At 71.2% G+C, this 25,972-nt stretch carries 23 protein-coding genes; 18 read left to right on the top strand and 5 right to left on the bottom strand.

The window, feature by feature from the left end:
* Positions 1-171: 171 nt before the first annotated feature.
* The 3 genes from ACF1B9_RS17075 to ACF1B9_RS17065 all read left to right on the top strand — a co-directional run bounded on the left by ACF1B9_RS17075 (position 172) and on the right by ACF1B9_RS17065 (position 1,821).
* The gene (locus ACF1B9_RS17075) at positions 172-897 is read left to right on the top strand and encodes a hypothetical protein (protein WP_391740764.1); all 726 of its coding nucleotides are present in this window, start codon (positions 172-174) and stop codon (positions 895-897) included.
* A gap of 72 nt (positions 898-969) precedes the next feature.
* Positions 970-1,524, top strand: a complete 555-nt coding sequence (locus ACF1B9_RS17070; protein ID WP_391740619.1) for a GNAT family N-acetyltransferase — start codon at positions 970-972, stop codon at positions 1,522-1,524.
* A 75-nt stretch (positions 1,525-1,599) separates the two neighbouring features.
* Positions 1,600-1,821: a hypothetical protein gene (locus ACF1B9_RS17065; RefSeq protein ID WP_376216526.1), complete on the top strand. Its 222-nt coding sequence runs from the start codon at positions 1,600-1,602 to the stop codon at positions 1,819-1,821.
* 57 nt (positions 1,822-1,878) lie between these two features.
* Here ACF1B9_RS17065 and ACF1B9_RS17060 read toward each other — a convergent pair whose 3' ends face one another.
* Complete coding sequence (locus tag ACF1B9_RS17060) at positions 1,879-3,540, bottom strand: AMP-binding protein (protein WP_391740618.1); 1,662 nt, start codon at positions 3,538-3,540, stop codon at positions 1,879-1,881.
* Positions 3,537-5,213, bottom strand: a complete 1,677-nt coding sequence (locus tag ACF1B9_RS17055) for an AMP-binding protein (protein WP_391740617.1) — start codon at positions 5,211-5,213, stop codon at positions 3,537-3,539. Before ACF1B9_RS17055 ends, ACF1B9_RS17060 begins: the two co-directional genes overlap by 4 nt.
* A 180-nt stretch (positions 5,214-5,393) precedes the next feature.
* Here ACF1B9_RS17055 and ACF1B9_RS17050 point away from each other — a divergent pair, with 180 nt between their 5' ends.
* Entirely contained in the window at positions 5,394-6,236 is an 843-nt protein-coding gene (locus ACF1B9_RS17050; protein ID WP_376271676.1) for a response regulator transcription factor, read from the top strand.
* A gap of 61 nt (positions 6,237-6,297) precedes the next feature.
* On the opposite strand, the gene ACF1B9_RS17045 is transcribed toward ACF1B9_RS17050, so the two are convergent.
* The gene (locus ACF1B9_RS17045) at positions 6,298-7,491 is read right to left on the bottom strand and encodes a winged helix DNA-binding domain-containing protein (RefSeq protein WP_391740616.1); all 1,194 of its coding nucleotides are present in this window, start codon (positions 7,489-7,491) and stop codon (positions 6,298-6,300) included.
* A gap of 130 nt (positions 7,492-7,621) precedes the next feature.
* Between ACF1B9_RS17045 and ACF1B9_RS17040 the strand changes: the two genes are divergently transcribed.
* Together ACF1B9_RS17040 and ACF1B9_RS17035 are read left to right on the top strand one after the other, a co-directional pair.
* The gene (locus tag ACF1B9_RS17040; RefSeq protein WP_391740615.1) at positions 7,622-8,497 is read left to right on the top strand and encodes a DMT family transporter; all 876 of its coding nucleotides are present in this window, start codon (positions 7,622-7,624) and stop codon (positions 8,495-8,497) included.
* A gap of 112 nt (positions 8,498-8,609) precedes the next feature.
* On the top strand, positions 8,610-9,035 hold the full coding sequence (locus ACF1B9_RS17035; protein WP_391740614.1) for a cold-shock protein: 426 nt from the start codon (positions 8,610-8,612) through the stop codon (positions 9,033-9,035).
* Positions 9,036-9,056: 21 nt separating this feature from the next.
* On the opposite strand, the gene ACF1B9_RS17030 is transcribed toward ACF1B9_RS17035, so the two are convergent.
* Positions 9,057-9,287 carry a DUF6296 family protein gene (locus ACF1B9_RS17030; protein ID WP_391740613.1) on the bottom strand — a complete coding sequence of 77 codons (231 nt, stop codon included), beginning with the start codon at positions 9,285-9,287 and terminating at the stop codon, positions 9,057-9,059.
* 263 nt (positions 9,288-9,550) lie between these two features.
* On the opposite strand from ACF1B9_RS17030, the gene ACF1B9_RS17025 reads away from it, so the two are divergent.
* Positions 9,551-10,003 (top strand): DUF5709 domain-containing protein, encoded by a 453-nt coding sequence (locus tag ACF1B9_RS17025; protein WP_391740612.1) that lies wholly within the window; start codon positions 9,551-9,553, stop codon positions 10,001-10,003.
* A gap of 225 nt (positions 10,004-10,228) precedes the next feature.
* Complete coding sequence (locus ACF1B9_RS17020; RefSeq protein WP_376216515.1) at positions 10,229-10,597, top strand: nuclear transport factor 2 family protein; 369 nt, start codon at positions 10,229-10,231, stop codon at positions 10,595-10,597.
* A 262-nt stretch (positions 10,598-10,859) separates the two neighbouring features.
* Here ACF1B9_RS17020 and ACF1B9_RS17015 read toward each other — a convergent pair whose 3' ends face one another.
* The gene (locus ACF1B9_RS17015) at positions 10,860-11,669 is read right to left on the bottom strand and encodes an ArsR/SmtB family transcription factor (protein WP_391740763.1); all 810 of its coding nucleotides are present in this window, start codon (positions 11,667-11,669) and stop codon (positions 10,860-10,862) included.
* A gap of 306 nt (positions 11,670-11,975) precedes the next feature.
* Here ACF1B9_RS17015 and ACF1B9_RS17010 point away from each other — a divergent pair, with 306 nt between their 5' ends.
* The 10 genes from ACF1B9_RS17010 (at position 11,976) to ACF1B9_RS16965 (ending at position 25,921) form a co-directional block, all read left to right on the top strand.
* Complete coding sequence (locus tag ACF1B9_RS17010) at positions 11,976-14,393, top strand: endonuclease/exonuclease/phosphatase family protein (RefSeq protein WP_391740611.1); 2,418 nt, start codon at positions 11,976-11,978, stop codon at positions 14,391-14,393.
* A 118-nt stretch (positions 14,394-14,511) separates the two neighbouring features.
* Entirely contained in the window at positions 14,512-15,240 is a 729-nt protein-coding gene (locus ACF1B9_RS17005) for a nitroreductase family protein (RefSeq protein WP_391740610.1), read from the top strand.
* 221 nt (positions 15,241-15,461) lie between these two features.
* Positions 15,462-17,015: an N-acetylmuramoyl-L-alanine amidase gene (locus ACF1B9_RS17000; RefSeq protein ID WP_391740609.1), complete on the top strand. Its 1,554-nt coding sequence runs from the start codon at positions 15,462-15,464 to the stop codon at positions 17,013-17,015.
* Between the two features lie 351 nt (positions 17,016-17,366).
* Complete coding sequence (locus tag ACF1B9_RS16995) at positions 17,367-18,806, top strand: MFS transporter (protein WP_391740608.1); 1,440 nt, start codon at positions 17,367-17,369, stop codon at positions 18,804-18,806.
* A 92-nt stretch (positions 18,807-18,898) separates the two neighbouring features.
* Positions 18,899-20,470, top strand: coding sequence for an FGGY family carbohydrate kinase (locus tag ACF1B9_RS16990; protein ID WP_391740607.1), 1,572 nt, complete (start codon positions 18,899-18,901; stop codon positions 20,468-20,470).
* 75 nt (positions 20,471-20,545) lie between these two features.
* Positions 20,546-22,219 carry an FAD-dependent oxidoreductase gene (locus tag ACF1B9_RS16985; protein ID WP_391740606.1) on the top strand — a complete coding sequence of 558 codons (1,674 nt, stop codon included), beginning with the start codon at positions 20,546-20,548 and terminating at the stop codon, positions 22,217-22,219.
* Positions 22,216-23,769 (top strand): FAD-binding oxidoreductase, encoded by a 1,554-nt coding sequence (locus tag ACF1B9_RS16980; protein WP_391740605.1) that lies wholly within the window; start codon positions 22,216-22,218, stop codon positions 23,767-23,769. The genes ACF1B9_RS16985 and ACF1B9_RS16980 overlap by 4 nt, the downstream gene beginning before the upstream one ends.
* Positions 23,770-23,837: 68 nt before the next feature.
* On the top strand, positions 23,838-24,476 hold the full coding sequence (locus ACF1B9_RS16975; RefSeq protein ID WP_391740604.1) for a glycerol-3-phosphate responsive antiterminator: 639 nt from the start codon (positions 23,838-23,840) through the stop codon (positions 24,474-24,476).
* 6 nt (positions 24,477-24,482) lie between these two features.
* On the top strand, positions 24,483-24,785 hold the full coding sequence (locus ACF1B9_RS16970) for a putative quinol monooxygenase (protein WP_391740603.1): 303 nt from the start codon (positions 24,483-24,485) through the stop codon (positions 24,783-24,785).
* On the top strand, positions 24,782-25,921 hold the full coding sequence (locus tag ACF1B9_RS16965; protein ID WP_391740602.1) for a zinc-binding dehydrogenase: 1,140 nt from the start codon (positions 24,782-24,784) through the stop codon (positions 25,919-25,921). Before ACF1B9_RS16970 ends, ACF1B9_RS16965 begins: the two co-directional genes overlap by 4 nt.
* Positions 25,922-25,972 lie beyond the last annotated feature (51 nt).

The following is a 25,972-nucleotide window of genomic DNA, read 5'->3' as shown; positions in this document are numbered from 1 at the left end:
CGGGACCCATGCGCGCAGGGCCGCGAAGTCGGCCAAGTCGCTCCCCGGGACCGCGCTCCTGGTGGACCATGGGGGGACGGAGCGGAGCCGGCCCGTATCGGTCGCCGCCGGCGCGTTCCGGTGTGCCGAGGTGCCCGGTCGCAGGGGCGCGCGGGCCGGAGGGAGATCATGGTGGAGTCGGTGCCGGTAAGCTGCCCGGCCTGCCGCCGCGACCACACGTACAGCCCGTCGGCCTACCCCTGCCCGTGCGGTGCGCCGACCTCACCGCCCGTGCTGCACGGCGCCCCGGTCGTACCGATCACGCACCGCACCTGGAACGACGACTGGGTGACGGTGCGGTGTCCTACCTGCGGGCGCCACGACCAGTGGCCGCAGCCGGAGCTGTGCTGCCCGTGCGGGGCCGTGCTGCGGATACCGGTGCGCCCGGCGGCCGAGGGCGACGGCCCCGCCCCCGCCGACCGGTCCCGGCCCGGCCGTCCCGCACACGTTCCGCTGCCGCGTACGGCACCGTCGCCCCGGCCGGCGTTCCGGCCCCTGCCCATCCGTACGGCGCACGAGGCGGTCTCGAGCGCCGCCCGGTATCTGAAGTGGCTGGGCTACCACGATGTCCTGCGGCCCGCAGGCCGTTCCCCGGCCCGGATAGACCTGCGGGCCACCGGGCTGATCGTCCAGGTCGACACCGCCCCCCTCCCGACCCCTCTGCGCGATGTCGAGTGCCTCTGGCTGAACGCGCTCACCGCGTCCGTCACCAGCGTGTTCTTCTCACTCGCGGGCTACGCGCAGGACGCCCGGGCATGCGCGGACCGCCTCGGCATGCCGCTCTTCGCGCTGGACCCCGCGGGAACGCCGCGGCCGGTCAACAGCCCCGCGGACGAGCTGATCAGCACCGGCGTCTGAGACCCACCGGCACCGGGCACACCACCCCCATGCGCCGGTCGGTCCGCGCCTTCGGAGCGTCATACTGGCCGCATGCGTATCCGTACCGCCCGCCGCTTCGATCTTCCACTGCTGCAGGACATCGAGCGCGCCGCCGGTGAACCGTTCCGCGCGCTCGGCATGTCCGCCATCGCGGACGACGACCCGCCGGCGCTCGACCTGCTGGACGACTACCGCCGGGCCGGCCGCGCCTGGGTGGCCGTGGACGCCGGTGACCGCCCGGTCGGCTATCTGATCGCCGACCCGATCGAGGGCGCGGCCCACATCGAGCAGGTGTCCGTCCATCCCTCCGCCGCACGACGCGGTCTGGGCAGCACGCTCATCGACCACCTCGCCGGGTGGGCCGCCGGCCGGCAACTGGACGCGCTCACACTGACGACCTTCTCCCACGTCCCGTGGAACGCCCCGTACTACACCCGGCTCGGATTCCGCGTGCTCATGGACGCCGAACTCACCGACGGCCTGCGGAAGATCAGGGCGGAGGAGGCCGAACACGGCCTGGACCGCTGGCCCAGGGTCTGCATGCGACGCGAGATCCCGCACGCCGCACACGGACCGCTCCCCAGCGGAACCGACCGGCAACAGTGAGTGCAATCGGTCACGTTCGAGCCAGGGGCCACAAATGTTCGGTCGGTTGTCAGTGGCGGGCCTTAAGGTAGGGGCATGGCTTTAACTCCACGGCACATGCCACCCACCGACCCGTTGCACACCACCCGACCTGTGTCCCCGTCCGCCGCCCAGGCGAACGAGGCGATACGGGCGTTGGTCGACGCGCGAGCCGGTCAGGACTGGTCCTCCGTGGAGTCCGCCGCCTACGAGGTACTGCTGATCGAATGGGCGGCGGCGACCAGGGGCGTCGCCGGCGACATCATCGAGGCCGCCTGACGACGCCGCGGGGGGATCTCCGCGCGCATGCCCCGGTCCCGGGACCCGTCGTCCGGATCAGGCCGGGCTCGCGCGCCTCTCGCTGATCCGCCCTGATCCGGACGGTGGGGCCTGGCGGCCGTAGACCTCCCGCAGTTCGATCTTCCGGACCTTCCCGCTGACCGTCATCGGGAAGGTCTCCAGGATCTGCAGGCGGCGCGGGATCTTGTAGTGCGCCAACTGTCCGCGGCAGTGGTCCCTCACCTCCTCCAGGGTCGGCGGGTTCGCCGGGTCCCTCGGGATGACGCAGGCCAGGACCTCCTCGCCGTACGTGTCGTCCGGTACGCCCACCACCTGCACATCCGCGACCTTGGGGTGCCGGTGGAGGAACTCCTCGACCTCCCTCGGGTACACGTTCTCGCCACCGCGGATGATCATGTCCTTGATCCGACCGACGATCTGTACATAGCCGTCCTCCCGCATCACCGCGAGATCCCCGGTGTGCATCCAGCGGCCCGCGTCGATCGCCTCCGCCGTGCGCTCGGGCTCCTCCCAGTAACCGAGCATCACGCTGTAGCCGCGGGTGCAGAGTTCGCCCGCCGAACCACGCTCCAGGGTCACTCCGGTCACCGGATCGACGACCTTGACCTCAAGGTGCGGCATGACCCGGCCGACGGTACCGGTGCGGCGCTCCAGGTCGTCGTCGCGACGGGTCTGGGTGGAGACCGGCGAGGTCTCCGTCATGCCGTAACAGATGGACACCTCGTCCATGTGCATCTCGGCGACGACCCGCTTCATCACCTCGACCGGGCACGGCGACCCGGCCATGATGCCGGTGCGCAGCGACGAGAGGTCGTAGGAGGCGAAGTCGGGCAGGTTCAGCTCCGCGATGAACATGGTGGGAACGCCGTACAGCGAGGTGCAGCGCTCCTGCTGAACGGCTGCGAGCACGGCGGCTGCCTCGAAGGCCGGGGCCGGGATCACGATGCAGGCACCGTGCGAGGTGATGCCGAGGTTGCCCATGACCATGCCGAAGCAGTGGTAGAAGGGGACGGGCAGACAGACCCGGTCCTGTTCGGTGTAGGCGACCAGCTCCCCCACGAAGTAGCCGTTGTTGAGGATGTTGTGGTGGGAGAGGGTGGCGCCCTTCGGGAAGCCGGTGGTACCGGAGGTGTACTGGATGTTGATCGGGTCGTCGCAGGACAGCTCTGCTTCCCTGGCGGCGAGTTGTCCGACCGTGACCGATCCCGCCGTGGCCAGCAGCTCGTCCCAGCTCGGGTCGCCGATGTAGTGCACGGCGCGCAGGGCCGGGCAGTTGGCACGGACCTGCCCGACCAGCGCGCGGTAGTCACTGCTGCGGTGCGAGAGCGAGGCGACCAGGATCGAGATCCCGGCCTGCTTCAGGACGTACTCCAGCTCGTGCGCCCGGTAGGCCGGGTTGACGTTGACCATGACGGCTCCGACGCGGGCGGTGGCGTACTGCATCAGCACCCACTCGGGGCAGTTGATCGCCCATATGCCGACCCGGTCGCCCTTGGCCACCCCCGACGCCATCAACGCACGGGCCACCTCGTCGACGGCCGCGCCGAATTCCGTGTACGTCCAACGCCGTCCGGACACGACGTCGACGAGCGCCTCACGCTCGCCGAACGCCTCGACGGCGCGGTCGAGATTGCGTCCGATGGTGTCGTCGAGCAGCGCCGTGGTCCCGGTGCCGTGCGCGTAGGACAGCTCGCTCATCGCAGATCCCCCTCGTCGTACTCGGTGCCGGTGCCGCGGGCCGTGCGCTCGCGCAGCTCGATGCGGCGGATCTTGCCGGAGACGGTCTTGGGCAGCTCGGCGAACTCCAGCCGACGGATCCGCTTGTACGGGGCGAGAACCGCGCGGGAGTGCTCGAACAGTACCTTCGCCGTGTCGGGTCCGGGCTCCCAGCCCTCCGCGAGCACGACGTACGCCTTCGGTACCGCGAGCCGTACCGGATCGGGGGCCGGGACCACCGCGGCCTCGGCCACCGCCTCGTGCTCCAGCAGGGCGCTCTCCAGCTCGAACGGCGAGATCTTGTAGTCCGACGCCTTGAAGACGTCGTCGGCCCGGCCGACGTAGGTGATGTAGCCGTCCTCGTCGCGGGAGCCGATGTCACCGGTGCGGTAGTAGCCGCCCGCCATGGCCTCGGCGGTCCGGTCCGGGTCGCCGTGGTACCCGGTCATCAGACCCACCGGACGCGCGGACAGATCGAGGGAGATCTCGCCCTCGACCGCGCCCGGCTCGCCGGTGACCGGATCGAGGAGCTCGACCCTGAAACCGGGGCTGGGCCGTCCCATCGAGCCGGCCTTCAGCAGCTGACCGGGGGTGTTGGCGACCTGGACGGCGGTCTCGGTCTGGCCGAAGCCGTCCCTGATGGTGACGCCCCACGTGCGTCGCACCGTCTCGATGACCTCCGGGTTCAGCGGCTCACCGGCCGCGACGACCTCGCGCGGCGGGGTCTTCAGCTGGGAGAGGTCGGCCTGGATCAGCATCCGCCAGACGGTGGGCGGGGCGCAGAAGCTGGTGACGCCCGAGCGGTCCATCTCGGCCATCAGCCGGCCCGCGTCGAAGCGGGTGTAGTTGAAGATGAAGACGGTCGCCTCGGCGCTCCAGGGCGCGAAGAGGTTGGACCAGGCGTGCTTGGCCCAGCCGGGCGAGGAGATGTTGAGGTGGACGTCCCCGGGCTTGAGACCGATCCAGTACATCGTCGACAAATGGCCCACGGGATAGGAGATGTGGGTGTGCTCGACGAGTTTGGGGCTGGCGGTCGTACCGGAGGTGAAGTACAGCATCAGCGGCTCGTCGGCGTCCGTCTCCCGGTCCGCCTCGAAGGTCTCCGGCTGCTCGTCGGCATCGGTGTACGACAGCCAGCCGGGCACGTCCGCGCCGACGGCGATCCGGGTGTAGTCGCCGGGCACTTCCGTGAACTTGGCGGTGTCGGTGTCCCGTACCAGAACGTGCCGGACCCGGCCGCGTTCCACCCGGTCGCGCAGATCGACCGGGCCGAGGAGGGGGGTGGCGGGGATGACGACGGCGCGCAGCTTCATCGCGGCGAGGGCGGTCTCCCACAGCTCGACCTGGTTGCCGAGCATGACGAGGATCCGGTCCCCGGCCCGTACCCCCTGGGCACGCAGCCAGTTCGCGGCCTGGTCGGAGCGGGCGGACATCCGCGCGAAGGACACCTCGGTACGGCCGCCGTCCTCCTCCACGATGTGCAGGGCGGTGCGGTCGTTGTTCTCGGCGATGGCGTCGAACCAGTCGAGCGCCCAGTTGAAGTGTTCCGTCCGCGGCCAGCGGAAGCCCTCGTAGGCGGCGTGGTAGTCCTCGCGGTGCCGCAGCAGAAAGTCCCGGGCGGCCCGGAACTTCTCCGTCGCGCTGGTTGCCGACATGTGCCCTCCTCATTGCGGACCGGACCGGTCGTTTAACATCATGTAAACAGTGACCGAGGTCTCACCACCCCCGAACGGGGGTGCAGCCGGAAGGTCGCTGAGGATCCTGGCCCGGCCGAGGTCGTCAGTGCCTGTCCGGGAGGCTGTCGGGCCCCGGGAGCCGGGCAGAAAGGCGTCAGCGTGCCGGAATCCGTCGATGCGGTGGAGATGCAAGCGGCGCTGCTGCGGCTGCGCCGGACCAGCGGGGTGCCCGTGGCCTTCGGCGGGCTGCTCTCGGATGCCCGCCATGCCCGGATCGCCGAGCTGAACGGGGCGCAGACCGGCGCTCTGCGCGGGCTCGTCATCTCGGCGGGCAGTGGGCTGGGCGGCAAGTCGATCGCCCTGTCCCGGCCGTGCGCGGTGACCGACTACCGCTCCTCGCGCCACATCAGCCACGAGTACGACATGGCGGTCGCCGCGGAGGGGCTTCGCTCGGTGGTCGCGGTGCCCGTCGTCGTGCGGCGCAGGGTGCGCGGCGTGCTGTACGGGGCGCTGCGCGAGCCGGTCACGCTCGGGGACCGTACGTTCGACGCGGCGGTCGCCGCCGCCCGTGATGTGGAGCAGGCCCTGGTCGTACGCGACGAGGTGCAGCAGCTTCTGGCCGTGACGCGGGAGCAGGTCACGGACCCGAGGGCCGCGCCGGGGGCCTGGGAGGACGTCCGCGAGGCCCATCGCGAACTGCGCGCGCTGGTCCCGAAGGTCATCGACCCGGCATTGCGCGACGAGTTGCTCGCGGTGTGCGGGCGGCTCGCCTCGGCGGCCGGGGCCCGTGCGCCGAAACCCTGCGAGGTGCACCTGGCACCGCGCGAGGTGGACGTGCTGGCGTGTGTGGCTGCGGGGACGACGAACGCGGTGGCGGCGGAGCGGCTGGGGCTGCGGCCGGAGACCGTGAAGGGGTATCTGCGTTCGGCGATGCGCAAATTGGGGGCGCACACCCGTCTGGAGGCGGTGGTGGCGGCGCGGCGCGCGGGGCTGCTGCCGTAGGGGGCGGGTGCGCGGGGCCGGACCGCGGCCGTCGCGCCACGGGTCGCGCACCGTTCGCCGCTCAGGGCCCGAAGTCGACGAACGTCGCGAACCGGATGGCGTATCCGTTCGCTTCGGTGACCGCGTTCGTCCCGGCCCTCGTCATGGTGGAGAGCATCCGTACGGCCTCATCGGTGACGGCGTCGCGCTCGGCCGGGCTCAGCCGGCCGAGCGGCTGCACGGTCAGGGCCGCCGCCGGGCGGGAATCGGAACGTGTCCGGGCACCGGACCGGGCCCCGGACCCGTCGCCGAACCGCCAGAGCGCGGCGAGGAATCCGTCGACCAGCACGGTGCCGTACGTCTGGTTGCCGTTCCCGTTGCGCCCCCGGTACCGCGGCGGGATCACGCGCGAACGGTCCGCGTGGCCCAGCAGCACATTGTCGAACTCGGGCAGGAAGCGCGGCGGGGCGGGGGTGTCCTCGTCGGGGCGCGGGGCGTCCGGCAGGTCGAAGAGCTCGACGCCGTTCTCGTCCCGGAAGGTGATGAGCCGTGGCCGCAGCCGTTCGAAGACCTCGCGCATTCGGGTCAGTCCGGCCCATGCCTGCATGTCCCGGACGGAGGCGGGCCCGAAGGCGCCGAGGTAGCGCAGCACGGTGGCATCGGGTGCGGGCACCGGCCCGGACGGCCTGCCGAGCCAGTGTTCGACGGTGGTCAGCGCGACCTCTCCGCTCCTTCCCCACACCCCGCGCGGGGTGACCTGGACCAGCGGCAGCAGACAGCGGGCGGCCACGCCCAGGGACTGCGGGTCGGCGTCGGGCCACTCGGCGAGCAGCGCCTCGCGGATCTCCCGAGGGGTACGGGGCCGCTCCTCGACGACTTTCCTGGCGATCGCGCCGAGCCGGTCCGGGTCCACTCCGACGAGCCCCTTGCGGAACGTCCTGAGCTCCCGGTCGCGCGCCGCCTGGACCAGCGGGCGCAGGGTGAGCGCGTCGGCTGCGGTGTGCAGGTGGATGGTGGAGCGCAGGGTGACGATGCGCACCACCTCGCGGGACTCCATCAGCCCGGCGAGCCCGGCCGGGTCGAATCCGTCGAGGCGGGCGAAGAGCTGGTAGTAGGGCGGCTTGGTGTTCTGCGCCTGGAGACCGACGAGATGCTCGACGGCGCGCTTCGCGGACATCGTGGCCCGGCGCAGCAGCAGCTGGCGTTCCAGCGTGGCACGGCCCAGCGCGCGCGGGGAGAGCACGGCGGGCGCGACGGGGGTCTTCTTCGCTGACATGCACGGCACGCTACGGGGAATCGCGGACGACTTCGGTCCGCATGGCGGCCGGGATCCGATCCCTGCGTCCCGCCATGCCGCCGGACCGCAGGACCCGGGATCGCGGGCCCGCCGCCCACATCATGGGTGGGTGATCAGTGTCCTGTTCGCCGTCCTGACCGCGTTCAGCAACGGCGCGGCCTCCGTCCTCCAGCGCCGCGCCGCCCGCACCGTGCCTGACAGCGAGGCGATGCGTCCGGCGCTGATCGGGCATCTGCTGCGACGGCCGGTGTGGCTCGCCGGGATCGGCCTGGTGATCGTCGCCGCCGTCTGCCAGGCCGTGGCGCTGGCCACCGGTCCGATCGCCGTGGTCCAGCCGATCTTTGTGATCGAACTGCCGGCCACGCTGCTGATGGCCGGGTTCGTCATGCGGGTCCGGCTGCCCCGGTCGCTCTGGTACGCGGTGGCGGCGGTGACCCTGGGGCTGGCCCTGGGCATGGCCACGGCGGCACCGGGTGGCGGCGTCACGTCCGTGCACGGCGCCGTCTGGGTGCCCGCACTCATCCTGACCGGCATCTTCGAGGCCGTGCTGATCGGTGCGGCCCTGAGCACGCGCGGCAACCCCCGGGGCGCGCTGCTCGGCCTCGCCGCGGCCTGCGGGTACGCGCTCACGGCCGCGCTCATGAAGGACGCCATGGCGCATCTCGAAGGGGGCGGCGGAGCGGGGGCGCTCTTCACGTCCTGGCAACTGTACGCCACCGTGGTGGCCGGAGTGGGCTCGCTGTTCCTCCTCCAGAACGCCCTCCAGGCCGGCATGCTGGTCGCCGTCCAGCCGCCGCTGACCCTCGGCGACGCGCTGATCAGCGTCCTCTACGGGGTGACACTCTTCGGCGAGGAGCTGCGCACCGGGTGGTGGGTGCTGCCCGAACTGGTCGCGATCGCCCTGATCACGGTGGGCTGCGTCGAGCTGGCCCGCTCCCCACTCGCGTCCGGGACCGCGCCGCCGCCCGACCGCAGGCTCAGGTGAGCCCCCCGCGATTACCGGGATCCGGTCGCGCGGTCCGACCGCCCGGGGCTATTCTCCGGTCGAGCCATGTGTGGCGAGGGGCGAGGGGCCCGGTTCTTCCTTGGGGGTTGGTGTGGTTTCCGGTCGCGTGGTGCGGTTCGACAGCGCACGGGGATATGGCTTCATCGCACCCGATCACGGCGGTGAGGATGTGTTCCTCCATGTCAACGACATGCTGATCCCCGAGTCCTATGTGCACACGGGCACGGCGGTCGAGTTCGAGATCGAGGACGGTGAACGGGGGCTGAAGGCGTCGTCCGTCCGGCTCGCCGAGGGCCCCGACGGAAGGCCCCTGACTCCCCCGCGGCCGGCCGCGGTCGGCATCGCCGGATCCGCGGACGACGACACGCTGTGCGACGTGCTCAGCGCGGCCGAGTACACCAAGGCGGTGACCGACGTCCTGCTGGAGTCGGCCCCCTCGCTGACGGGTGCTCAGATTCTGCAGATCCGGGGCGGGTTGCTGCAGTTCGCCAAGAACCACGGCTGGACCGAGGGCTGACGGCACACCCCGCACGAGCGTTCAGATGGTCGGCTCCCGCACCACCAGCGGGGTGCCCAGCACCTGGTGTCCGCCGCTGGCGATCATGCGCACCTCCCCGCGGTCGCTGATCTCCGCGCGCACGATTCCGGTCTCGTCCTCGTAGATCGGATACCCGCCCGCGCCCGACTGTTCCGTACGCCGGACGGTCACCGTGTCGTCCTCGACGGCCGACGCCTGAAATACCAACTGGTAGCTCTCCGGGTAATCCATGGCCGTTCTCCCGATACGGGCGGCGCGGGACAAGGTCCGCCCGCGCCTTCCCTCGTTCTCCTGCACCTTCCATCGTCCCTCGGACCGGCCCGTCGCGCCCGGCCGACGGTCCACGGCTGCGGGTTCATGCCCGGTCCACTTATCCTTAAGCCATACGGGCGGTTCGACGACATTCGGGCACACAGTACAGATACGCCCCCTTTCCTCCGGTTCGCGTGCGCGGCATGCGTGACCGGGACCCAGGAGCCGGGAAGGGACACACCATGAAGGACGCCGACATGGGAGACGATGTCTACCAGCCCCAGCAGCCTGAGGCCTCCGACCTCCCCGAGCAGCTCGACATCGAGGACACCCTGGACAACCGGGGCCTGACCGATCTGCTCGACGAGGGCTACTCCCCGCCCGAGCGGCCGTGGGTGGTGGAGGACCAGGGCACCACAGCCGCCGAGCAGCACAGCGGCGAGCCGCTGGAGAGCCGCCTGGCCCGGGAGCTGCCCGAGGTCTCCGAGATCACCGGCGACGGGCTGGGCGATCTCTCCGACGGTGACGGCGAACTGTGGGACGGGGAGGTCGGTACGGTACGCGCCGGCCGGCTCACCCGGCAGCTGGACATCAACGAGCCGGACACCCTGACGGCCGAGGACGTCGGGATCGACGGAGCGGCGGCATCGGCCGAGGAAGCGGCCATGCACGTGGTCCTGGACAGCCAGGTCTGACGAGGCTCCGCCTCCGCCCGCTCCGCCTCCTCGCCGCACCGCGCCGACGCACCCTCGCGCCGGGGGAGTTGCGCACCGCCCTTTTGTGATGTGACACCTCACCTCCGAGCCCCGGACCATGACCTCGGAGGTAATCGACGCTTTCCGCGCCATCGGACATCGTGTTCCTCACCTGCACACGGGAGCCCGGCCCCAGGGGTCGGGACGCGAGGAGAGGACAGCACGATGACCGCATACGAGGACGCCGTTCAGCGCTACTTCGTCGCCTGGAACGCGGCCACCCCCGAGGACCTGGAGAAGGCCGTGGCGGCCGCCTTCACGGAGAGCGCCACCTACACCGACCCGCTGGCGGACGTGCGCGGCCACGAGGAGCTCACGGCCACGATCAACGGAGCCCACCAGCAGTTCCCCGGCTTCGAGTTCCGGCCGACCGGCACCCCGGACGGGCACCACGACATCGTGCGCTTCAGCTGGGAACTGGTCTCCACCGCCGACGGCTCGGCGCCCGTCGCCGGGTCGGACGTGCTGACCCTCGCCGAGGACGGACGCATCGCCTCGGTCAGCGGCTTCCTCGACCGCGTGCCCGGAGCCTGATCCTCCGACAGGAGACACCGGGCGACGCCGAGCGCACCGGCCGTCCGACGGGCCGTCCGTTCCATGGACGGCCCCTCAGCCGTCCGCGCCGGGCGAGTCCCGCGACGCGGGCGCGGCGGCTCTTCGTCCCCCTCGGTCTCGTCCTCGGCAAGGACGCCTTCGGGCGGTTCCGCGTCGCGGCCGGGCCCGTCGGGGGCGCTCCTCGTCCGGCGGCCCGATGGCGCACACGCCAGAACGGAACCGGTGTCGGAGCACCTCGGCGTCAGGCCGGCTCGTCGAGGAACCTCCCGCCTTCCAGAAGGGTCTTGAGCGAGGAGAGGATCGCGATCCAGCCGTCGCTGACACCTTCCAGCATCCTGCTCTCCGGGCTGTCGAACCCGTCGTGGGTGACCGTCAGCCTGATCCCCAGCTCGGGCTCGTCTGCGGGCTCGATGTCGAAGGTCACCTTCGACCGCTCCCGGACAGCCTTCTCCCACTCCTCGTCCGAGGCGAAGTCGAACATCTGACGGTGCATGGGCTGCAGAGTGTGCCAGGTGTACGAGAGCCGCCTACCGGGCTCCGCCTCCAGGACGCGCTGGCCGACCTCCTCGAACTCACCGTCCGGATCCATCTTCCACCGCACCGGCGCGCCGACCTCCCAGGTCGACTCGGGGCCGTATCCACCCATGTAGATCTTGATGGACTCGGGGTCGGTCAGCGCCTGATAGAGATGCTCGGCGGTGGTCTGGATGTAGATGGCGTAGACGAACTCGGGTTTGCCCATGACCGTTCCTTCCGGGCTCTGCTCAAGGCGCGACAGTGCGGCCGGACGGTGGCGTCCGTACCGGCCGGTCCAGCGGTCGGCAACCTCCTGGATGGGCACCGGGTCGAGGTAGTGCAGCTTCTCCCGCCCCCGGCGCACGACGGTGACCAGCATCGCCGATTCCAGCACCGCCAGATGTTTGCTCACCGCCTGCCGGCTCATGCCCAGCCCCTCGCCCAACTCGCGCAGGGTCTGGCCACCCCGCGCATCGAGCCGGTCGAGGAGCTCCCGGCGGCTCGGATCGGCGAGCGCCCTGAATATCGCGTCCATCGCCGCCATCGGGACCACCCTCACCCGCTCGCCCCCTGCCTTCCTCTCCACCATAGGCAACCCCTTGGTTGCACGTCGAGTCGGAGCCACGGGACCCACCACGGGCCGGACCCCCGATGGGTGGCCACCATCTGCCGATGGTGGCCGGAAGACACCGCCGCGCCTCAGCGCCTCCCACCCCTCGCCGCTCCCCCGCAACGCCTTCAGGCCGCCGGAGCGATTTCTGGAATTAACTTCTGATGTCTTGTCACGGCCGGTTCTACGCGCATAGTTTTTGCCCTCACCACACTTCGGGAGCAACTCACCGTGCGCATATCCAGACCCCGTTCCGTCCTGCTGGCCGGCGCCGTCGCCGTCACACTCTCGGCCACCGCGCTGCCCGCCGCATTCGCGGCTCCGTCCTCGACCGCCGTGATCTCCGAGGTGTACGGCGGTGGCGGCAATTCGGGCGCCACACTCAGCCGCGACTTCATCGAGCTGGCCAACGCCGGCTCCGCCGGTTACGACCTGTCCGGTTTCAGCGTCCAGTACCTGCCCGCCGCCCCTTCCGCCGGATCGCTGTGGCAGGTCTCCGCACTGACCGGTTCCATCGCCCCCGGTGGCCGCTATCTCGTCGCCCAGGCCGCGGGCACCGGCGGCACCGTCGCGCTGCCGACGCCGGACGCCACCGGCACGGTCGCCATGGCGGCCGGCGGCGGAACCGTCGCGCTCGTCTCCGGCACGACCCCGCTGACCTGCAAGACGGCTGCCGACTGCGCGGCCGACACCCGGATCGTGGACCTCGTCGGCTACGGCTCCGCGGTCGTACGGGAGGGCAGCGGCCCGGCCGCGGGAGCGTCCAACACCTTCTCGGTGGCCCGCGGTGCGTCCCTCGCCGACACCGATGACAACGCCGCCGACTTCACCGCCGGTGACCCGACGCCGGTCAACTCGGCCGGTGAGACATCCGGCGGCTCCGGCCCGGTGGACCCCGGTGGCCCGACCGAACCCGGCACCGTCCGGATCCACGACATCCAGGGCACCACCCGGGTGTCGCCGCTGAAGGGTCGGCAGGTGACCGGGGTGCCCGGCATCGTCACCGGCGTGCGGACCACCGGTTCGCGCGGCTTCTGGATCCAGGACACCGCACCGGACGCGGATCCCCGTACCAGCGAGGGCGTGTTCGTCTTCACCGGCTCCACCGCTCCGGAGGTCGCCGTGGGCGACTCGGTGCTGGTCAGCGGCAAGGTGGACGAGTACTACCCGTCGACGACCACCCAGTCGATCACCGAGATCAGCGCCCCGAAGACGACGGTCCTGTCCTCGGGCAACGCGCTGCCGGCCCCGGTCGTGCTCGACGCGGCCTCGGTACCGGACGCCTACGCCCCTTCGGCGGACGGCGGTTCGATCGATTCGCTGGCCCTCGACCCCTCGGCGTACGCCCTCGACCTCTACGAGTCGCTCGAAGGCACCCGCGTCCAGATCTCCGACACGCGGGTGACGGGTGCGACGACCGCGTACGACGAGGTCTGGGTGACCGTCAAGCCGGACGAGAACCGGACCGGGCGGGGCGGCACGCTGTACTCCTCGTACAACGACCAGAACGCCGGCCGTATCAAGGTGATGTCGCTCGACCCGGCCAAGCCGGTCCCCGTCGCCGACGTGGGCGACGTGCTGTCCGGAGCCACGACCGGTGTCATGGACTACGCGTCGTTCGGCGGTTACAACCTCCAGGCCACCGAACTCGGCACGCTCACCGACAACCACCTGCAGCGCGAGGTCACCCGGAAGCAGAAGGGCAATGAGCTCGCCGTCGCCACGTACAACGTGGAGAACCTGGACGCGCTGGACGAGCAGGCCAAGTTCGACACCCTCGCCGAGGGCGTCGCGGTCAACCTCTCCTCCCCGGACATCGTGTCGCTGGAGGAGATCCAGGACGACAACGGTGCGGTGAACGACGGCACGGTCGGCTCCGAGGCGACGCTGAAGCGGTTCACCGACGCGATCGTCGCCGCGGGCGGTCCCCGGTACACGTGGCGGTACATCGCCCCCGAGAACAACAAGGACGGCGGCGAACCCGGCGGCAACATCCGCAACGTCTTCCTCTTCAATCCGAAGAGGGTCGACTTCGTGGACCGCGCGGGCGGCGACGCGACCACCGCCGTGACCGCGGTGAAGACGAAGAAGGGAGTGACGCTCTCGGCGTCGCCCGGCCGGATCACCCCGACCAGCGACGCGTGGGCGGACAGCCGCAAGCCGCTCGTCGGAGAGTTCCGCTTCCACGGGAAGCCGGTCTTCGTCATCGGCAACCACTTCACGTCCAAGGGCGGCGACCAGCCCCTGCACGGCCGCTACCAGGAGCCGAAGCGCAGCTCCGAGACGAAGCGTGCGAAGCAGGCGACGGAGGTGAACACCTTCGTCAAGTCGTTGCTGGCCGCCGACGATTCGGCCCGGATCATCACGCTCGGCGACCTCAACGACTTCGCCTTCTCCCCGACGATGGACGCGCTGACCAGTGGCAAGGTGCTCAAGCCGCTGATCACCACGCTGCCCGCGAGCGAGCAGTACAGCTATGTGTACGAGGGCAACTCGCAGACGCTGGACCACATCCTGACCAGCCCCGGCGTCCGTCGCTTCGACTACGACGTGGTGCACATCAACGCGGAGTTCGCCGACCAGGCGAGCGACCACGACCCGCAGGTCGTGCGGGTGGACGTCAACGCCCCGAGCAACAACGGGCACTGACCGCCGGGCCCGCGCGAACACCGCGGGCCACAAGGTGGGGTCGACCGGCCGCCGGTCGGCCCCACCCTCGCGTCGTTCCTGGGCGGACCACCGGGCCTCGCCCGTAGACTCCGCGATCATGACGACAGACATGCCGATAGCCGGGGCCGGAACCGATGAACCCGCGCTCTTCGCGACGATGTCCACCATGCGGGCCATGCGCCGTCTCAAGCCGGAGCCGGTGCCCGACGAGATGCTGGAGCAGCTCGTACAGGCCGCCGTCTGGGGTCCCAGCGGCGGCAACATGCAGTGCTACGAGTACGTGGTCGTGACCGACCGCGAGGTGATGGCGCGTCTCGCGCCACTGTGGAAGCGGTGCGTGGACGCCTATCTGGCGACGACCGGGAAGTACGCGCCCAAGGGCATGGACGACGCGGCGTACGGCCGGATGGTCGCCGCGATCGAGTACCAGCGAGACCACTTCGCCGACACACCCGCGCTGATCGTGCCCTGCTACCGGTTCCCGGAGCCGCGTCTGGACGAGGAGGGGCTACTGGCCTCCGCGCAGGCACTCGGTCCGGCCGGTACCGCGCACATGGCGAACACCGGGACACGCTTCCAGGCGCTCGCCGAGGGCTCCTGCGTCTATCCGGGTGTGCAGAACATCCTGCTCGCCGCCCGCGCGCTGGGGCTCGCGGCGAACATCACCATCTGGCACCTGATGCTGGAGCAGGAGTGGAAGGCGGCCCTCGGTATTCCTGAGGACATGCACACCTTCGCCGCCGTTCCGGTCGGGTGGCCGCAGGGCAACTTCGGTCCGGTCAGCCGCCGCCCGGTGGCGGACGTCATCCACCGCGACCGCTGGTAGGACAGCGCACCGGCCCGGCCCCGCCCGGTGGCCGCCGAAGCGGTCGTCGGGCGGGGGCCCGGCGTGCGTTCCAACCCCGTCCGGGTGAAAGGCAGTTCGACACACCAGCAGATGATTGTCATGCCCTGGACACATCGATACGCTGTGCGGGCTTCGGCCCCTCGGCCCACCCCACTCGGGCCCGGGGGCCGTTCTTCTCCCCCCACAGAGCAGGAGCAGGTATGCCCAGACGAGCAGCCGTCCACACAAGGGCACGCGCATCCGTCCTAGCGGCCCTCACCGTCACGGCGCTGGCCGCGGCAAGCACCCCGGCCTTCGCCGCTCAGCCCGACGACCATCCCATGAACCGGGCGTTCGCACGCGCGGCCGCGAAGTACGACGTACCGCGTGATCTGCTCGCCGCCGTCGGATACGGCGAGACCCGTCTCGACGGCCACTCCGGGCGCCCCAGCCAGGCGAACGGCTACGGAGTGATGCATCTGGTGAGCAACCCCCTGAACCGGACGCTGGAACGGGCCGCCGCTCTCACCGGCAAGCCGCCGGCCGCCCTCCGCGGCGACACCGCGGCCAACATCCTGGGCGGCGCCGCGGTGCTGCGGGGCTACGCGGACACGCTGGGCCTCGACGCCCGGGAGCGCGACGACATCAACGCCTGGTACCCGGCCGTCGCCCGGTACAGCGGCACGCAGGGGCCCGCCGCGGCCCTCTACGCGGACACCGTCTACACCCTCCTGGCCGACGGGCTCGACGCCGTCGTCCCCGGCGGCGAGCGGATCTCGGTGACGGGCCGCCCCGTCTCGCCCCAGAAGGGTTCGCTCACCGCCACCGAGGTGCGCACCCAGAGCCCCGACTATCCGTCGGCGCTGTGGGTGCCGGCCGACGCGAACAACTTCACCGTCGGCCGCTCGGCGAAGATCGACAAGGTGATCGTCCATGTCACCCAGGGCTCGTACGCGAGTTCGATCAACTGGTTCCAGGACCCGGTGGCGGAGGTGAGCGCGCACTACGTGGTGCGCTCCTTCGACGGTGAGATCACCCAGATGGTGCGTGACAGTGACACCGCGTACCACGCGCGGAGCGCGAACGCCTCGGCGCTCGGCATCGAGCACGAGGGGTTCATCGACGACCCGTCCTGGTTCACGGACACGATGTACCGCTCGTCGGCGGCCCTGACCAAGTACCTGTGCGACCGGTACGGGATCCCGAAGGACCGGGCGCACATCATCGGGCACAGCGAGGCGCCGGGCAACGACCACACCGACCCCGGGCCGTACTGGGACTGGACGCGCTACATGGAGCTGGTCGGCGGGTCCACCGGTGGCGGCGACAGCAGGGACGGACTGAGCTTCACCGCGTACGCGACCCAGCGCAGCGGCTCCACGGGTGCCCAGGTCAAGGCCGTTCAGCAGCTGCTGGGCGAGCAGGGACACCCGGTGGTCCCGGTGGACGGCAGCTTCGGCCCCGCCATGCAGAGCGCGGTGACGGCGTATCAGGCCGCCCACGGGCTGGACGCCGACGGTGTCGTCGGAGCCAGGACCTGGACCACGCTGCTGTCGGCCGGTGCGGCGACGACACTCCAGCAGGGCGAATCGGGCGAGGCGGTGAAGAGGCTCCAGCGCTCACTGACCGCGGCGCTCGGCTCGACGGTGGACATCGACGGGAGCTTCGGCCCGGCGACGGCGACGGCGCTGCGCGGCTACCAGACGAGCCGGGGACTCACGGCCGACGGCATCGCGGGGCCGGCCACCTGGGCGGCACTGCAGGCCGGTCGCTGACGGACATCGTCACGGCGGGGTGGTGCGGACCACGCACCACCCCGCCATTGAGCGTGCCGTCGCCCGCCTCCCGGCCGTCGTCCGCGTGTTCGGCGCCGTCGAGGCCGCCGGGGCACCACCCGTACCGCCGAGCCCCGCGTCACGTTTAGGTAACCTGCCGGAAACCCTTGACGTTTCTCCTGACTCGTTCTTAACCTCACTGCGTAGTTCGCATTCTTTGCAGTTCACGTGCTGCGGCGCTTTCCGCAGTGTTTTGACAGGCACAGACATAGACCACCTGTCGGTGGTTTCGTCATGCCTGTTTTTTTGTGCTCCCCGTGCCGCCGATGGGTCTTCCTCGAAGGCGGATTCATGGCACAACGTCCGAGCGTCAAAGGCGTCGCCGACGTCGTTGCGCTCATCGATGGGCTGGGAAAGATCACCGGCCGGGCGCAAGTCATCTGGTTTCTCGTGTTCGGCGGGCTGTTTCTCGACGCCTATTCGAATGCCGCGCTGAGCGCCGGTCTGGGACCGATGACGTCCCAGATGGAGCTGACCAGCACCCAGGTCTCGATCCTCACGGCCACCGCTCCGGCCCTGGCGATCATCTTCAATCCGTTCGGCGGCTGGCTCGCCACCCGGATCGGCCGCGTTCCCCCGCTGCTCATCGCGAAGGTGTTCGCCATCGCGGGCGCCCTGCTCGCCGCCTTCGCCGGTGACTTCACCGTCGTCTGGCTCGGCCGGGTACTGGTGGGTGTCGCATACGGCATCGACTTCGCGGTCGCGATGGCGCTGCTCGCCGAGTACACGCCCGCGAAGCTGGGCGGCCGGCTGAACCTGTGGCAGGCCGTCTGGTACGTGGCCACCACCAGCAACCTCGCGCTCGCCCTGCTCTTCTTCAACCTGGACGTCGGCGCGGACATCTGGCGCTGGTCGGTCGGCTCGGCCTCGGTCGTCGCCGCCGCGCTGCTCGTGGGCCAGTGGCTGATGCTCAAGGAGAGCCCCACCTGGCTGGCGAGCAAGGGCCGGCTGGACGAGGCCGTCGTCAACCTGGACAAGATCTACCGGATCAAGGCCGTCGCCGGCAGGCCCGACGAGGCGACCCGCGCCGCCACCGAGGCACCCGCCATCGGCTTCCGCCAGGCCGGGCTGCTCTTCAAGGGCGAGTACCTGCCGCGCACGATCCTCTCCTCCGTGATCTCGCTCGGACAGTCGATGCAGTACTTCGCGGTCGGCTGGTACCTCCCGCTGATCAGCCTGACGATCTTCGGCGAGAGCTTCGAGAAGGCCACCATCGGCTCGATGGTCTTCAACGCCTTCGGTATCGCGGGCGGCCTGCTGTCCGCTTACTTCGGCCGTCGGCTCGGGCTCCGGCTCAGCTCCGCCGCCGGTTTCGCCGGCGTCTTCGTCGCGCTGCTCGCGATGGGGCTGACCTTCGAGAAGGTGCCCACGGCCGTGGCGTTCCTGCTGCCGGTGCTGTTCATCCTCTGCCACTCGTCGGGCCCCGGCGCCAACGGCAAGTCCATCGCCGCGCTCTCGTACAGCAGTGATGTCCGCGCGCTCGGCACCGGGGTCACCGGGATGGTCGGCAGCTTCGGCAGTGTCGTCGGGCTGTACGTCTTCCCGCAGATCAAGGACTCGCTCGGACTCGCCGACACCTTCCTGGTGCTCTCCGTCGTACCGCTGCTCGGACTGATCACCTGTCTGGCGATCAAGTGGGACCCGACGAAGGCCGCGTCCCCCGACGAGGCCGTCGGGCAGGACCGTGACGCCGCCGAGGAGCGAACCGCCCGTTCCGCGACCGCGCGCTGACCCGCCGCCGGGCCTGTCGCACCACACGATGGTCCCTTCCCCCTGTCGTATCCCTCCGCACAGCTCGCGATGCTCGCGATGAAAGGGCTGCAATGACGCAGACGTTCCCCGGCGCCGCCCCACGGCGCGGCGTGCTGTCCATCGACGAGGGCACCACGGGCACCAGGGCCGGAGTCGTTCTCGACTCGGGCGCCGCGCACGAGGTGTTCTACCGGTCGATCAAGGTCAGCCATCCGGACGACCTCTCGGTCGAGCAGGACCCGATGGAGATCTGGACCGCCACCGTCGAGGTGGCGCGCCGGGCCGTCGGCCGGGCCCGCGAGGAGGGCATCGAGATCACCGCGGTCGCGCTCTCCACCCAGCGGGCCACCGCGATGCTGTGGGACCGGGTCACCGGGCAGCCACTGCTGCCCGCGGTGGTGTGGCAGGACCGACGGTACGCACACGAGCTCACCTCGTACGAGGCGGAGTGGGACGCCGCGCTGCTGGCCCGCCAGGGCCGGCCGGTCGGCGCCCGCGCCCCGTTCCTCTGGGCCGCCCGGCAGATCGCCGGACACCCAGCGGTGGCCGCCGCGCACCGCGACGGCCGGCTGCTCTTCGGCACCGTCGACACCTGGCTGATCTGGCGTCTCACCGGCGGCGCCGTGCACGCCACCACCCCGACCAACGCCGCTTCCACCGGCGGCTATCTGCTGGAGCGGCACGCCTGGGACGAGGAGTGGATCGACCATCTCGGCTTCCCCCTCGACCTGCTGCCGGAACTCCGCTCCGACGACGCCGGATTCGGTACGACCGACCCGGCGGCCCTCGGCATCGCCGTCCCGCTGGCCGCCTCCATGGGCGACCAGCACGCCGCACTCGTCGCGCTCGGCGGCCTCGCCGCCGGGCAGGGCATGTGCGTGTACGGGACCGGCGCCTTCGTCGACGCCGCGACCGGCACCACGCCCGCCCTGCCCCGGCCGGACATCTCCGGGGTGCTCGCCCAGCCCGGCCGGCGGCAGGGCGACATCAGCCACTACAGCCTGGAGGCCTACACCTCCACGGCGGGTTCGGCGCTGCGCTGGCTCTGTGACGACCTGGGGCTGTTCGCATCGCCGAAGGAGCTCGGTGAGGAGGCGGGCCGGGTCCCCACCCGGCCGGGCCGCACCCCGCGTTTCGTCCCGGCGCTCGCCGGGGTCCGTACGCCGGTCTGGCACCCGGAGGCCACCGCCTCCCTCACCGGCCTCACCCTCGCCACCACCCGCGCCGACCTCGCACGCGCCGTGCTGGAGGGCATCGCGCACTCCGTGTGCGACCTGATCGACGGCGTCGCCGACACCATGGGCACGCCGTTCACCCGGCTCCGGGTCGGCGGCGGGGTCTCCGGAAGCGACCCCCTCATGCGGATCCAGGCCGATCTGACGGGTCTGCCGCTGGAGCGGGTCTCCGACTCCGCCACCGCGAGCCTGCGCGGCACCGCCTATCTGGCGGGCGTCGCCCAGGGGCTGTGGTCCTCGCTCGAAGAGGTGGTCGAGGCCCAGCCGCACGGCCGGATCTTCGAGCCCTCGATCACGGCGGCCGAACGCGCCGGACAGCGCGCCGCCTGGCGCGACGTGCTGATCGCCCACCTGGACGACCCCGCGCTCCTCCCCCTGAAGGACCCCGAACCTCACACCCCCCACTGACGGCCCCCGACCGTCGCCCCGGTGGCCCGTACCCGACCACGCGGCCACCGCACCGAAACACCAGGAGTTGATGTTGTGATCACCATGCCCGCCCGGAAACCGCGGCGCAGCGCCGCGGCGACCCGCCGAACGCCCCTGCTGCTCGACCGGGCGGCCCTCAAGCGCCGGCTGGCCGACGACACGTACGACGTGCTCGTCATCGGCGGCGGCATCACCGGGGCGTACGCCGTGCTCGACGCGGCCTCGCGCGGTCTGCGCGCGGCACTGATCGAGAAGGACGACTTCGCCTCCGGGACGTCGTCGAAGTCCTCGAAGATGGTGCACGGCGGCCTGCGCTACATCGAGCAGGGCAACGTCAACCTGGTCCGCCACTCGCTCCTGGAGCGCCACCGCTTCCGCAAGAACGCCCCGCATCTGGTGCACCGGCTGCCGTTCCTCTTCCCGATCCTGGAGAAGGAGGGCATCTTCGACGCCCGCCTCGCCAAGGGTTTCGAGGGCCTGCTGTGGACGTACGACCTGGTCGGCGGCTGGCGGATCGGCAAGCTCCACCAGCGGCTCACCGTGCCGGAGGTCCTCGCGCAGGCGCCGACGCTGCGCGCGGAGAACCTCAAGGGCGGGCTGATGTACTTCGACGCCCGTACCGATGACGCCCGGCTCGTCCTCACCATCGTCCGCACCGCCGCCGCGCTCGGCGCGACGATCCTCAACGGCGCCAAGGCCGAGGGTCTGCTGATGCAGAGGGGCAAGGTGTCCGGCGCCCGGGTCTCGGCGGACGGCGACACCATCGACATCCGCGCGCGGGCCGTCGTCAACGCCACCGGCGTATGGACCGACGAGCTCGACGCGAAGGCGGACGACGGCCACAAGCCGCAGGTCAGGCCCGCCAAGGGCGTCCACATCGTGGTGCCCTGGGACAAGGTCAGGATCAACTGCACGGTCACCGTCCCGATCCCCGGCCGGGCCCGCCGCGCGACCTGCACCCGCTGGGGCAACAGCGTCGTGCTGGGCACCACCGACGAGGACTACCAGGGCTCCCCCGACGATGTGCACTGCACCCGCGAGGAGATGGACTTCCTGCTGGAGGGCGCCAACACCGCCTTCGAGGGGAAGCTCACCCCGGACGACGTGGTCGGCTCCATCGGCGGTCTGCGTCCGCTGGTCGGCGGCAAGGAGGGCGCCACGCTCGACATGCGCCGCGACCACCACATCACCGTCGGCCGCACCGGCATGGTGACGGTGACCGGTGGCAAGCTCACCACCAGCCGGCACATGGGCGAGCTCGTCATCGACAAGGTGATGGCGGTCCTCGGCCGCAAGGGGAAGAGCCGCACCACCGACCTTCCGCTGCTCGGCGGCGCCGGTTACGACGCCGAGGCCGTCGCCGCGTCCGGTGGCATCGCCGCGCACCTCGGCGAGCGCTTCGGCACCGAGGCCCGCTTCGTCGGCGACCTCATCCAGGACGACCCGGCGCTGGCCGAACCGGTCGTCGCGGGACTCCCGTACACCAAGGCCGAGGTCGTCTACGCGGCCCGCGCCGAACTGGCCCGTTCCGTCGACGACGTGCTCTCCCGCCGGACGCGCGCCCGGCTGTTCGCCCGGGACGCGTCCGTCGACGCCGCCGAGGCCGTCGGCGCGATCCTCGGCCGGGAACTGAACCTCACGGAGGCCGAGGTGGAGCGTTCGGTCTCCGAGTACCTCGCAGCCGTCCGTCACGAAAAGTCCGTACTCCTCGAAGGGGCAGCAGCATGATCAGCCGTCAGACCATCACCCACCCGTTCAACCGGGGCAACTACACGATCGGCGCTCCCAGCTTCGCCAAGTGGGCGCAGAACACGCCGATCGGGGACGGCGAGGCCGCCCTCCAGGTGAACCCGGTCGAGGTGCCCGGGACCGTGATCGAGGCGCTGCGCGAGGCCGCGCACGCCGTGCACACCTCCCGCGAGGAGGTCGTCACCCGGACCCGCGACTGGTGGGCCGGCTCGATGATCGGTGAGACCGAGGGCCGTCCGGCGACGCCGGACGCCGTGATCGTCGAGGCGGCCGACGCCGACCAGGTCGCGGCCGTGCTGCGGATCTGCCACGAGGCCGGCATCCCGGTCACCCCGTCCGCGGGACGTTCCAACGTCACGGGCGCCGCGCTCCCTGTCTTCGGCGGCGTCGTCCTGGACGTCTGCGGACTGAACCGCATCACCGGCTTCGACGCCGAGTCCAACATCGTGGACGTCCAGGCCGGCATGTTCGGCGACCTCTTCGAGAAGCAGCTCCAGGAGGAGTACGGCGTCACCACGGGCCACTGGCCGTCCGCCTTCGCCGTGTCCACGGTCGGCGGCTGGATCGCCTGCCGCGGCGCCGGTCAGCTCTCCACCCGTTACGGCAAGATCGAGGACATGGTCGTCGGCGTCGACGTCGTGCACGCGGACGGTACGCGTGCCACGTACGGCGACTACGCCCGAGCCGCGGTCGGTCCGGACCTGCGCCAGCTGTTCGTCGGCTCCGAGGGCACGCTCGGTGTGATCGTCTCGGCGCGGCTGCGCGTCCACCCGCTGCCAAAGCACGCGAACGCCGTCGCGTTCGGCTTCCAGACCTTCGCCGAGGGCCTGGACGCCTGCCGCCGGATCATGCAGCGCGGTGCGACCCCGGCCGTGCTGCGGCTGTACGACGCCCTGGAGTCCGGCACCCACTTCGGCCACCCGGAGACCAACCTGCTGCTGATCGCCGACGAGGGCGACCCGGCCATCGTCGACGCCTCGATCGAGGTCGCGAAGGACGTCTGCGAGGAGTACGGCCCCGAGCTGGACAGCCGGGCCGTCTTCGAGCGCTGGCTGGACGAGCGGATGCTGGTCGGCAAGTCCGCCGACGGCTTCGAGCCCGGTCCGGGCTTCGTCGCCGACACCCTGGAGATGGCCGCGTCCTGGACCGACCTCCCGGTGATCTACGACGAGGTGGTCGCCGCGATCCAGTCGGTGGACGGCACCCTGGCCGCCTCGGCCCACCAGTCCCACGCGTACACCGACGGCGCCTGCGTCTACTTCTCGCTCCGCGGAAACGTCGCCCCCGAGTCGCGCCGCGACTGGTACCGCGCGGTGTGGGACGCGGCCAACGCCGTGCTCATCAAGCACGCGGCGGCGCTCAGCCACCACCACGGCTGCGGTCTGCTGCGCGGCCCCTACCTGGAGGAATCCCTCGGGGCGAGCTTCGCGACCTTCGTCGCGGTGAAGAAGGCCCTGGACCCGGAGGGCATTCTCAACCCTGGCAAACTGGGCCTTCCCAGCCGATTCGGTACGTCTCCGCTGAACTGATCTCAGCAGCCGCGAACCCTCCTTCCCCAGGCAGGTCCTTGCCATGACCCCCTCCCCTTCCCGGTCCGGTGCCGTGCTCGACCCCCCGGCTCGCCTCGGCCTTCGCCGAGGTGCCGGTCGTCGCGTCGGTCGTCGGCACGCAGCCGCTGCGGCAGTTCCTGACCGCACCGGCGAAGGTGTGCATCGTCGCCTCGCTCGCGGTGGGGCAACTGCCCCAGGTCGTGCCGGCGCTGGGCCGGGCAGGGAAGACCGTGTTCGTGAACGTGGACAGCAGCCCCGGTCTGGCTCAGGACCGGGGCGCGCTGGAGTTCATCAAGAACATGGGCGCGCACGGCGTGGTCAGCACCCGGCTCTCCTTGATAGAGAAGGGCCGCCCGCTCGGCCTGCTGACGATGATGAAGGTGTTCGTCACCGACCGGTCCAATCTGCGCCGCTCCACGGACGCGATCTCGCGCGGGGCGCCGGACCTGGTCGAGATCATGCCCGCCCCGATCATCGCCCGGATGAGCGCGCAGGCACAGCGCGCGATGTCCCCGTCCATCGCCGCGGGTTTCGTGGAGACCCCCGCGGACGTGGCGCTCGCGCTGGCCCTCGGGTCGGCCGCCGCCGCCACGTCCGACCCCCGCCTCTGGCACCTGCGCCGGGACCAGCTGCCGCCGGTCCCGCCCACCGCCCTGAAGAGGCCCGCCGCACCACCCCAGGAGTAAGCCCCCATGACCTACGTCGTCGTCGCCCGCTACCGCACCAGGGAGGGCGAGGAGAACACCGTCCTCCCCCTGCTCGACACCATGGCCACCGCCTCCCGCCAGGAGCCGGGCAACCTCGCCTACCGGGTGCACCAGGGCACCGAGGACCCGCGGACGATCGTGCTGTACGAGGAGTACGCCTCCGAGGCCGACTTCACCACGCACTGCGCCACCCCGCACTTCCAGGAGATCGTGCTCGGCAAGGTCGTCCCGCTGCTGGAGAGCCGCGACGTGCTGCGCTGCGCCCCGCGTCCGGGGGTGCGCGCATGAAGACCCGTGCGGTGGTGCTGCGCGGGACATCGACGGCCCGCCCCTACTCCGAGACCCGCCCGGTCGAGGTGGAGGAACTGGAGCTGGGCGCCCCGCGCGAGGGCGAGGTGCTGGTCCGTGTCGCGGCCGCCTCGCTCTGCCACTCGGACCTGTCGGTGGTCAACGGCGACCGGGTCCGCCCGCTGCCGATGGCACTGGGCCACGAGGCGGTGGGCGTCGTCCAGGAGACCGGACCGGGCGTCGGCCGGGTCTCCCCCGGTGACCATGTGGCCCTGGTCTTCGTGCCGAGCTGCGGCTTCTGCGCCGACTGCGCGGCGGGGCGGCCGGCCCTGTGCGCCCGGGCGGCGGCGGCGAACGGATCCGGTGCGCTGCTGCACGGCCCTTCACTGCTGACCGACGCCTCCGGCACACCGGTCCACCACCAGTTGGGCGTCTCCGCGTTCTCCGAACACGCGGTGCTGGCCCAGGAGTCGGTGGTGGTGATCCCCAAGGACATCCCGTTCACCGTGGCGTCGATGTTCGGCTGCGCGGTCCTGACGGGCGCGGGTGCCGTGATCAACACGGCGGCCCTGCGCCCCGGGCAGTCGACGGTCGTTCACGGCCTCGGCGGCGTGGGCCTGTCCGCGGTCCTGGGCGCCCGTGCCGCGGGAGCGTATCCGATCATCGCGGTCGACCCGGTCCGGGAGAAGCGCGAGCTGGCCGTCCGGCTGGGGGCGACGCATGCCTACGCCCCCGACGAGGCGATCGAGGCGGTCCGCGAACTCACCGGCGGCGGGGCGGAGTTGGCGGTGGAGGCGGTGGGCAGCCCCAAGGTGATGGCCACGTGCCTGACTGCCGTGGCCCGGGGCGGCAAGGTGGTGTCGGTGGGTCTTCCCGCCCCCGACCGGGTACTGGAGGTCCCGGCCCTGGCGTTCGCGGGCGAGGGCAAGTCCCTGCTGGGCTCGTACATGGGCGACGCGGTCCCGCGCCGTGACATCCCGAGGTTCCTGGACCTGTGGCGCGCGGGCCTGATGCCGGTCGAGCAGATGCACACGGGCACGCTGCCGCTGACCGGCATCAACGCGGCGATGGAGGAGCTGGCCTCCGGCCGGGCGATCCGTCAGGTCATCGACGCGTCGGGGATGCTGAACGCCTGACGCGGCCCGACGCGCTGCCACCGGACCCGGCCGGCGGCGTCCCTTCCGGTC

This window comes from Streptomyces sp. NPDC014727, assembly GCF_043083485.1.
In the GTDB taxonomy this organism is placed as follows: Bacteria; Actinomycetota; Actinomycetes; order Streptomycetales; family Streptomycetaceae; genus Streptomyces.
Note: the sequence above shows the minus strand (reverse complement) of the source record. Positions and strands in the feature narration are given on the sequence as shown.

What these genes read in the sequence shown, in the direction of transcription:
- ACF1B9_RS17070 (WP_391740619.1), top strand. Translation starts at nt 970, where the DNA reads ATGCGTATCCGTACCGCCCGCCGCTTCGATCTTCCACTGCTGCAGGAC.
- ACF1B9_RS17065 (WP_376216526.1), top strand. Translation starts at nt 1,600, where the DNA reads ATGGCTTTAACTCCACGGCACATGCCACCCACCGACCCGTTGCACACC.
- ACF1B9_RS17060 (WP_391740618.1), bottom strand. Translation starts at nt 3,540, where the DNA reads ATGAGCGAGCTGTCCTACGCGCACGGCACCGGGACCACGGCGCTGCTC.
- ACF1B9_RS17055 (WP_391740617.1), bottom strand. Translation starts at nt 5,213, where the DNA reads ATGTCGGCAACCAGCGCGACGGAGAAGTTCCGGGCCGCCCGGGACTTT.
- ACF1B9_RS17045 (WP_391740616.1), bottom strand. Translation starts at nt 7,491, where the DNA reads ATGTCAGCGAAGAAGACCCCCGTCGCGCCCGCCGTGCTCTCCCCGCGC.
- ACF1B9_RS17030 (WP_391740613.1), bottom strand. Translation starts at nt 9,287, where the DNA reads ATGGATTACCCGGAGAGCTACCAGTTGGTATTTCAGGCGTCGGCCGTC.
- ACF1B9_RS17025 (WP_391740612.1), top strand. Translation starts at nt 9,551, where the DNA reads ATGAAGGACGCCGACATGGGAGACGATGTCTACCAGCCCCAGCAGCCT.
- ACF1B9_RS17020 (WP_376216515.1), top strand. Translation starts at nt 10,229, where the DNA reads ATGACCGCATACGAGGACGCCGTTCAGCGCTACTTCGTCGCCTGGAAC.
- ACF1B9_RS17015 (WP_391740763.1), bottom strand. Translation starts at nt 11,669, where the DNA reads ATGGACGCGATATTCAGGGCGCTCGCCGATCCGAGCCGCCGGGAGCTC.
- ACF1B9_RS17005 (WP_391740610.1), top strand. Translation starts at nt 14,512, where the DNA reads ATGACGACAGACATGCCGATAGCCGGGGCCGGAACCGATGAACCCGCG.
- ACF1B9_RS17000 (WP_391740609.1), top strand. Translation starts at nt 15,462, where the DNA reads ATGCCCAGACGAGCAGCCGTCCACACAAGGGCACGCGCATCCGTCCTA.
- ACF1B9_RS16995 (WP_391740608.1), top strand. Translation starts at nt 17,367, where the DNA reads ATGGCACAACGTCCGAGCGTCAAAGGCGTCGCCGACGTCGTTGCGCTC.
- ACF1B9_RS16990 (WP_391740607.1), top strand. Translation starts at nt 18,899, where the DNA reads ATGACGCAGACGTTCCCCGGCGCCGCCCCACGGCGCGGCGTGCTGTCC.
- ACF1B9_RS16980 (WP_391740605.1), top strand. Translation starts at nt 22,216, where the DNA reads ATGATCAGCCGTCAGACCATCACCCACCCGTTCAACCGGGGCAACTAC.
- ACF1B9_RS16970 (WP_391740603.1), top strand. Translation starts at nt 24,483, where the DNA reads ATGACCTACGTCGTCGTCGCCCGCTACCGCACCAGGGAGGGCGAGGAG.
- ACF1B9_RS16965 (WP_391740602.1), top strand. Translation starts at nt 24,782, where the DNA reads ATGAAGACCCGTGCGGTGGTGCTGCGCGGGACATCGACGGCCCGCCCC.